Annotated in this window: 4 protein-coding genes and 1 pseudogene; 3 read left to right on the plus strand and 2 right to left on the minus strand. The window is 69.0% G+C overall.

Translation table 11 applies throughout. The features are described 5' to 3' along the window. The coding region (locus tag JF597_RS48860) for an integrase core domain-containing protein (protein ID WP_294012279.1) at positions 1-144 on the plus strand (144 nt) is incomplete at its 5' end. A 15-nt stretch (positions 145-159) separates the two neighbouring features. Here the strand turns inward: JF597_RS48860 and JF597_RS48865 are convergent. After that, entirely contained in the window at positions 160-711 is a 552-nt protein-coding gene (locus tag JF597_RS48865; RefSeq protein ID WP_294012270.1) for a M23 family metallopeptidase, read from the minus strand. Between the two features lie 460 nt (positions 712-1,171). On the opposite strand from JF597_RS48865, the gene JF597_RS48870 reads away from it, so the two are divergent. Then, entirely contained in the window at positions 1,172-1,774 is a 603-nt protein-coding gene (locus JF597_RS48870; protein WP_294012273.1) for an HAD family acid phosphatase, read from the plus strand. A 46-nt stretch (positions 1,775-1,820) separates the two neighbouring features. Continuing rightward, positions 1,821-4,877, plus strand: coding sequence for an NACHT domain-containing protein (locus JF597_RS48875; RefSeq protein WP_294012276.1), 3,057 nt, complete (start codon positions 1,821-1,823; stop codon positions 4,875-4,877). 62 nt (positions 4,878-4,939) lie between these two features. Here the strand turns inward: JF597_RS48875 and JF597_RS48880 are convergent. Then, positions 4,940-6,950, minus strand: a pseudogene (locus JF597_RS48880) (ATP-dependent Clp protease ATP-binding subunit); the annotation flags it as partial.

A 6,950-nucleotide genomic window follows, 5' to 3' on the forward strand; every position in this document is an offset into this window, starting at 1 on the left:
ATCCAGCCCTACACCTCAGACCGCGAACGACAGGCCGCGTTCCCCGACTGGCTGGACTGGTACAACTACCACCGACCCCACACCGGAATCAGCGGCCACACCCCAGCCAGCCGCGTCACCAACCTGTCCGGACAGCACACCTAGGGCACCGCCGGACGCCTAGAGGTGCAGGCCCTTGGCGCGCAGGAAGGTGACGGGGTCGACCGCGGAGCCGTAGTTCGGGGTCGTACGGATCTCGAAGTGCAGGTGCGGGCCGGAGGAGTTGCCGGTGTTGCCGGAGCGGGCTATGTGCTGACCGGTCCTGACGATCTGGCCGACCCTGACGTCGATGCGGGACAGGTGGGCGTACTGCGAGTACTGGCCGTTGCCGTGCTTGACGACGATGGCGTTGCCGTACGCGGGACCGTCACCGGCGCCGTTGCCGCCGGCCTTGACCACGGTGCCGCCGTGCGCCGCCACGACCTCGGTGCCGCTCGGCACCGCGAAGTCCTGACCGCTGTGCCTGGCGGTCCACATGCCGCCGGCCTGGTTGAAGGTCGCTGAGAGCGTGTACTTCTTCACCGGGTCGACCCAGGCGACGGCACTGGAGGTGGCGGCCGACGCGACCCCCGAGCCCACCACGGCCGCGACCCCGACACCGGCGGCCAGAACGGCGGCCCGCCTGCGGAGCGACGACGTACGGGGGGAACGGAGAGCGGCGCGCAGGGACATCGGAACCTCGTGGAGTAGACGACAGGGACCCCTTCGGGGCACCGGCCTCCAGGGGCGGGCCACCGAACGGGCATCCCTTGGTAACCCGAAGCCCGAAATCCGCTCAAGCCGCGCTTCTACGACGCTTCCTAGTAACCTGCCCCAAAATTGACCATTCCTTGACACGCGCCTTGCCGACTCGGCGAACCCGCCCCGCGGCGGGAGCCTCGCACGGAATCCAGCAAGGAAGGCCCCTTCCTCTCGGGCCGGCGAATCCACTACTTCCGCTAGTACCGGACATTTCGCCCGTGCGGTTTGTCACCCGCCGCCGCCGGAACGGCCCGCACCGATGTGACGCACACCTCTGGCGCCCTACCCGGCAGTAACCCTACGGTTCCTCGCACGCCACCTGCTCCACTCATCATGCCCCTGACACCACTGCCATGACGTGAGCCATGACGTGAGAGGACCCCCCGCCCCGATGACCACAGCCACCTGGACCCGCCGCATATCCGTCACCGCCGTCTCCGCGGCCGCGCTCGCCGGGCTGGCCGCACCGGCCCGGGCCGCGACGGAGAGCAGCTCCAGCACGGTCGACTACGCCACCTGGCAGCAGGACTGCCAGTCCGTGATGGACCAGGCCCTGCCCTACCTGAAGCAACGCATCGCCGCCGCCGGGCCCGGCGAGAAGCAGGCGATCGTCTTCGACATCGACAACACCACGCTGGAGACCGACTTCGGCTTCAGCTACCCCCAGCCGGCCAACAAGCCGGTCCTGAACGTGGCCAAGTACGCCCAGGAGCACGGCGTCTCGCTGTTCTTCGTCACCGCCCGCCCCGGGATCATCTACCTGCCCACCGAGTACAACCTCGAACACGACGGCTACCAGGTCTCCGGCCTCTACGTCCGCGGCTTCCTCGACCTCTTCAAGGACGTCGCCGCCTACAAGACCGCCCAGCGTGTCGACATCGAGAACAAGGGCTACGACATCATCGCGAACATCGGCAACAGCGCCACCGACCTCTCGGGCGGCCACGCCGACAACACGTTCAAGCTGCCGGACTACAACGGCCAGTTGTCGTAGAGCGCCGATAGGCTCCATCCGCTGACGGGACTCACGGGGGTGGCGGATGGAGCCGACGGTACTGGGCGGGAAGCTGGCGTCGAGCCTGATGGGCCCGCTGCTGAAGAAGCTCTTCGTGGCGGACGGGCCGGGCGCGGGGCTGGTGGACAGGCCGGTGCGGCTGAAGAGCCTGGTGTCCTTCCGCGGCGAGAAGCGCGCACTGGTCGAGAAGGACGTGCACAAGCTCGCGGAGCACCTGGTCCGGCAGGCGGTCGCCTCGCCCGGCGAGCCGCCCTTCCCGGCCGCGGAAGAGATCGCGGTCACCGACGCGCTGGCCCGCAGACTGCTCGCCCTCGGCGATCTCGACATGGACGACGTCCAGGCCGTACGGCTGGGCCACGTCGATCTGGCCGCGCAGCTGCAGTCCGCGGCACCCGCGCCCGACGGCCTCTCCTCCGACGCCTGCTACTTCCTCGGCTCCGCGACGGAGTGGGCCTGCCTCCAGATCCTGGAGTTCTTCACCCGCCGCTCCACCTTTGTCGCCCGCACGCTCGTGGAACAGACCCGCTCCCAGGCTGAACTGATCGCCAAGATCGACGAGCTGATCAGCCGCGTCCCGCGCCCCGACGCCCGCGACACTGCCTTCGAGCGCCAGTACCGCTCCTACGTCGCCGAGCACCACAACCACATCACCATCTACGGCATCGACCTGCGCGACTCCCCGGACCGCTGGCCCCTCGAAGTGGCCTATCTGAGCCTGGAGGCGACGGCCGCCGAGAAGCCCGGCGACCGGCCGGAGGCCGACCGCCTGACACCCGTCACCCTCCAGCTGCCGGCCGAGGAGGCCATGCGCGGCCATGACCGCGTGCTGCTGCGCGGTGACGCGGGTTCCGGCAAGACCACCCTGGTCCAGTGGCTCGCGGTCACCACCGCGCGCACCGGCGAGCGCGTCCCGTACGTCCTCCCCCTGCGCACCCTGATCCGCGCGGGCGCGCTGCCCGCGCCGGCCGCCTTCCTGACTGCGGTCAGCTGCCCGTTCACGCCCCCCGAAGGCTGGACGGAACGCGTGCTTGCGGCCGGCCGGGGCCTGGTCCTGGTCGACGGCCTCGACGAGATCCCGGCGGCCGACCGCCACCGCACCCGCGGCTGGCTGCTCTCCCTGATCCACGCGTTCCCGGGCAACCGCTGGATGCTGACCTCCCGTCCCACCGCCGTACGTCCCGAGTGGCTCGCCGCCGAGGGCTTCCGCGAACTGACGCTGGCCCCCATGCGCCGCGCGGACGTCGCGACCTTCGTGGACCGCTGGCACACGGCTGCCCGGGCCCCGCAGTTCAAGGGCCCCCTCCTCGACGCCCTCCGCACCAAACGCGAGCTGGCCCGCCTCGCCACCAACCCCCTGCTGTGCGGCCTGATCTGCGCCCTGCACCGGGAGCGCCGCGGCTACCTTCCCACCGGCCGGAAGGAGTTGTACGACGCGGCCCTCGCGATGCTGCTGGCCCGCCGGGACCGGGAGCGGGGCATGGGGGCGGTGGACGAGGTCGAGCTGAGCGAGGAGGCCCAGCTGGAGCTCCTCCAGCGCCTGGCCTACGCACTGGTGTTGAGCGGCCGTACGGAGACGGATCTGGAGACGGCCGAGGGGATCGTGGAGCGCTGCCTGCCGTCGCTCGCGCTCACAGGAGGACGGTCGGACGCGCCGACCGTCCTGCACACCCTGCTGCTGCGCAGCGGACTGGTCCGCCAACCGGCCGACGGCGTCGTGGACTTCGTCCACCGCACCTTCCAGGACTATCTGGGGGCGCGGTACGCGGTGGAGGAGGGCCATCTGGACGTCCTCGGGAGCCATGCGGACGACACGCAGTGGGAGGACGTGATCCGCATGGCCGTGGCACATGCCCGTCCCCGGGAACGGGCCGCGCTGCTACGGCAGCTGCTGTCCGGAAAGAAGCCTCGCCTGACGCTGCTGGCGCTGGCCTGCCTGGAGCACGCGACGGCGCTGGATCCGACAGTGCGGGCGGAGGTGGAGGCGCGAGCGGCAGCGCTGATTCCGCCGCGCACGAAGGAGGACGCGAAGCTCCTGGCGGAGGCCGGTCCACTGGTACTGGAGCTGCTGCCCGGGCCGGAGGGGCTGACCGACACGGAGGCGCTGGGGGTGACGGTCACGGCTTCGGTGCTGGGCGCGGAGGAGCCCGCGGGAGCGCTGGGGGTGCTACGACGGTTCCGGGACCACCCGGACCTGGACGTACGACGCCAACTCGCCGGTACGTGGGGACGTTTCGAGACCGAGGAATACGCGAGGGAAGTGCTGGACCACCTGGGTCGCGACGATCTCCAGGTCGTCTGCGAGTCGGCCGAGCAACTGGGAGCGCTGGCCCGGATGCGACCTTGGCAGCACCTCGACTTCCGCGGTGCGCACCGGGGCGAGGAGATCGTCGCCGCGGTCCCGGTGCCCGGGGCGGTGACCACCCTCGAACTGAGCGAGAACCCTCTGCTCTCCGACCTGAGTGTCCTTCTGCCGTTCAGCTCCCTCAGCAACCTGACGTTGCTGAGCTGCCCGGCCGCAAACGGCCTCGCCGGCCTCGCGGAGCTTCCGCTCACCCGCCTCAATTGCATGGAGATCGCGGATCTGACCGGTCTCGGATCTCTGCGCACCCTTGAAGACCTCTACGTGCACCAGGAACTCCTGGCCGACAGTCTCACGGACGTCCTGCCACTCGATGCCCCACTGGAAGCCCTGCTCCTGGCCGGCGACAGCACGAAGCGTACCGGCCTGCGTGGGCTGCGCCACTGGACGAGTCTCAGGCAACTCAACTTCGGCTTGCTCAGGACCGCGCTGACGGCCGCCGACTGGCAGCCCGTCGCAGAACTCCCCCGGTTGACCGGGATGTCGTTCAACGCGAAGTTCGTCAGGGACTTCCCGGACTCCTTTGAAGCCATGCCCGAGTTGCCGGGAATCAAGATTCTGGTCGTCTCCGTCCTGAACGGCTTCGAGGATCTCTCCGTGCTGGCTTCCCGGCTACCGGGTCTTCGTCGGGTGGTTCTTCGCGGACACTCCCACAAGAACCTCTCCGCCGACCGCTATGCGGCCCTCTTCCCGGACGGCACTCTCACCATGAAGCAGGTCTGAGAACGCGAGGGGGCCGGTGCTCCGAAAAGCACCGGCCCCTCACTCGGCGAACCCCCGAAGGGCTACGCCTCCTTGCTCAGGTTCGGACCGGCTCCGCCGGCCGCCTGCTCGATCGGCGGGACGTCGGGGAGGGCCGACTTCTCCTCGCCGCGGAAGGTGAAGGTCTTGGTGTCGCCCTCGCCCTCCGTGTCGACGACCACGATGTGACCGGGGCGCAGCTCGCCGAAGAGGATCTTCTCCGAGAGCGTGTCCTCGATCTCGCGCTGGATCGTGCGACGCAGCGGACGCGCGCCCAGCACCGGGTCGTAGCCCTTCTTGGACAGCAGCTCCTTGGCGGACTGGGAGAGCTCGATGCCCATGTCCCGGTCCTTGAGGCGCTCGTCCACCTTGCCGACCATCAGGTCGACGATCCGCAGAATGTCCTCCTGCGTGAGCTGCGGGAAGACGACCACGTCGTCGACGCGGTTGAGGAACTCGGGCCGGAAGTGCTGCTTGAGCTCGTCCTGGACCTTGTTCTTCATGCGCTCGTAGTTGGTCTTCGTGTCACCCGAGGCCGCGAAGCCCAGGTTGAAGCCCTTGGAGATGTCCCGGGTGCCGAGGTTGGTCGTCATGATGATGACCGTGTTCTTGAAGTCCACGACCCGGCCCTGGGAGTCGGTCAGGCGACCGTCCTCCAGGATCTGCAACGACGGAGAACGGCTTGCGGCGGACCTTCTCGGTCAGCTGACCGCCCTCTTCGTAGCCCACGTAACCGGGGGGCGAACCGAAGAGACGCGACACCGTGTGCTTCTCGCTGAACTCCGACATGTCGAGGGAGATCAGCGCGTCCTCGTCACCGAAGAGGAACTCGGCGAGGGCCTTGGACAGCTCGGTCTTACCGACACCGGACGGGCCGGCGAAGATGAACGAGCCACCCGGGCGCTTCGGGTCCTTCAGACCGGCACGCGTACGGCGGATCGCCTTCGACAGCGCCTTGACGGCGTCGACCTGGCCGATGACCCGCTTGTGGAGCTCGTCCTCCATGCGCAGCAGACGGGAGGACTCCTCCTCGGTCAGCTTGAAGACCGGGATGCCGGTGGCCGTGGCGAGGACCTCGGCGATCAGCTCGCCGTCGACCTCGGCGACGACGTCCATGTCGCCGGCCTTCCACTCCTTCTCCCGCTTGGCCTTGGCAGCCAGGAGCTGCTTCTCCTTGTCGCGCAGGGAGGCGGCCTTCTCGAAGTCCTGCGAGTCGATCGCGGACTCCTTGTCCCGGCGGACGGCGGCGATCTTCTCGTCGAACTCGCGCAGGTCCGGCGGAGCGGTCATCCGGCGGATGCGCATCCGGGAGCCGGCCTCGTCGATCAGGTCGATCGCCTTGTCCGGCAGGAAGCGGTCCGAGATGTAGCGGTCGGCCAGGGTGGCGGCCTGGACCAGCGCCTCGTCCGTGATGGAGACCCGGTGGTGGGCCTCGTACCGGTCACGCAGACCCTTGAGGATCTCGATCGTGTGCGGCAGGGACGGCTCGGCGACCTGGATGGGCTGGAAGCGGCGCTCCAGGGCCGCGTCCTTCTCCAGGTGCTTGCGGTACTCGTCCAGGGTGGTGGCACCGATGGTCTGCAGCTCACCGCGGGCCAGCATCGGCTTCAGGATGGAAGCCGCGTCGATGGCGCCCTCGGCGGCACCCGCACCGACCAGCGTGTGGAGCTCGTCGATGAACAGGATGATGTCGCCGCGGGTGCGGATCTCCTTGAGCACCTTCTTCAGGCGCTCCTCGAAGTCACCGCGGTAGCGGGAGCCGGCGACCAGGGCGCCGAGGTCAAGCGTGTAGAGGTGCTTGTCCTTCAGCGTCTCGGGCACCTCGCCCTTGACGATGGCCTGGGCGAGGCCCTCGACGACGGCGGTCTTGCCGACGCCGGGCTCACCGATCAGGACCGGGTTGTTCTTGGTACGGCGGGACAGCACCTGCATGACCCGCTCGATCTCCTTCTCGCGCCCGATGACCGGGTCGAGCTTGGACTCACGAGCGGCCTGGGTGAGGTTCCGGCCGAACTGGTCGAGGACCAGGGACGTCGAGGGGGTGCCCTCGGCAGG

The sequence above is a fragment of the Streptomyces sp. genome, from assembly GCF_019510245.1.
In the GTDB taxonomy this organism is placed as follows: Bacteria; Actinomycetota; Actinomycetes; order Streptomycetales; family Streptomycetaceae; genus Streptomyces.

What these genes read in the sequence shown, in the direction of transcription:
- JF597_RS48865 (WP_294012270.1), bottom strand. Translation starts at nt 711, where the DNA reads ATGTCCCTGCGCGCCGCTCTCCGTTCCCCCCGTACGTCGTCGCTCCGC.
- JF597_RS48870 (WP_294012273.1), top strand. Translation starts at nt 1,172, where the DNA reads ATGACCACAGCCACCTGGACCCGCCGCATATCCGTCACCGCCGTCTCC.
- JF597_RS48875 (WP_294012276.1), top strand. Translation starts at nt 1,821, where the DNA reads ATGGAGCCGACGGTACTGGGCGGGAAGCTGGCGTCGAGCCTGATGGGC.